The following is a 1,325-nucleotide window of genomic DNA, read 5'->3' as shown; positions in this document are numbered from 1 at the left end:
GGGCGACGGGATCCGCGGTCAGTCGTCGTCGGCGCGCGAGTGCGCGGCGGCGTGGTGCGCGGCCAGCAGGTCGGCGGCCCAGTCACGGCCGAGGTCCCGCCATACCGTGTGCACGTGGTTGGCGCCGTCCTGGGTGTTGTCGTACTCCAGCAGGAAGGTCGGTCCGCGCACCGCGTAGTAGTGCGGGCCGCCCAGCTGCGTCGAGCCGGCCCAGGCGAAGGACACCTGGTCGTCGTCGCACTCGTGCACCCTTTGCCGGGCCGGACCTGCCACCTCGTCGGCCACGCGCTCGAGGTAGCAGCCCACCAACGCGTCCAACAGGTCGCGCTGCTGCTGGTCGAGGGCGGCGCGAGGGATACCGGTTGGCACCAGGGCCGGGTCGGCGACCGGGTCGCGCCGGGTGGCTATGTCGCCGGGGGCTGTCGCCGAGACGATGGCCAGGTCACGCTCCGGCGGCCCGAGCGCTGCCAGCAGGGCGCGTGCCCGCTGCTCCTCGGGTCGGAGCACCTGCCACCCCTGCCGCGGGCCGGTTGGCACCACCGCCGGGTTGGCGCCGAAGAACTGGGGCGTCGCGGACACGCGATCACCCACCACGGTCAGGTGGACCGCGAGGTGGTGGCCGCCGAGGTGACAGGCCCAGACACTGTCCCGGGGATCACCGAGCAACCGGAACCAGTAGTGCAGGGAATGCCGGCGCTGCCAACCGGGACGCTCGACGTCGCGCTCGAGCTCGCGCAGCACCCCGTCGAGGGCCATCACGTCGAGGGCCGTGCGAGCACCGGCAGCGCTCAGACCGGCTTCCATCAGGGCCATCACCTGCTGACGACAGGCGGGTGACAGGTCACCGAGCATGGCACCGGGCCGAGGCCCCGGCAGATAGGTCCACTCCCGGCGGTTCGGGACATCGAACGGCGCCATCGCGGCGGCCGCGCCCTCCACGCCGAGGGATTCGACCACGAGGGCCGCCGCCGCCCGCAACCGGTCCGAGAGCGTCGCGTCCATGCCGGACAAGCTATCCGCACCGACGGGCTTCGAGCCCGCGCGCCTCGTGTTGCAGGGGCAGGATCATCACGTGGAGCGGGTCCACGTGATCGGGGAGCCACACGGTGCGGCAACGGCCGACCTCCTGCCACCCGCGGCTGCGGTAGAGGCCCACCGGCGCGGGGTGGTGGGGGACCACGTCCAGGACGGGTGCGCCACCGTCGGCGAGCGCGTGTCGGGTGGCGGTCTCGAGCAGCGCCGAGCCGATGCCCCTGCCGGCCAGCCGGCGGTCGGCGAAGAGCACGCCGACCGCGCGGAGCCGCTCCACGCCGACGCCGTGCGCG

Annotated in this window: 2 protein-coding genes; both read right to left on the bottom strand. The window is 73.9% G+C overall.

Annotated features, from left to right (window positions below; all coding sequences use genetic code 11):
• Positions 1-18: 18 nt before the first annotated feature.
• Positions 19-1,002, bottom strand: a complete 984-nt coding sequence (locus FRW57_RS21640; protein ID WP_137120784.1) for a DUF3500 domain-containing protein — start codon at positions 1,000-1,002, stop codon at positions 19-21.
• Between the two features lie 10 nt (positions 1,003-1,012).
• Positions 1,013-1,325 (bottom strand): GNAT family N-acetyltransferase (locus FRW57_RS21635; RefSeq protein WP_152187041.1); only part of this gene is annotated, 313 nt, incomplete at its 5' end.

Origin of the sequence: Segeticoccus rhizosphaerae (assembly GCF_009192725.1) — a bacterium.
In the GTDB taxonomy this organism is placed as follows: domain Bacteria; phylum Actinomycetota; class Actinomycetes; order Actinomycetales; family Dermatophilaceae; genus Segeticoccus; species Segeticoccus rhizosphaerae.
The sequence above is the reverse complement of the archived record's forward strand: the minus strand, read 5'-3'. Positions and strand labels throughout refer to the sequence as shown.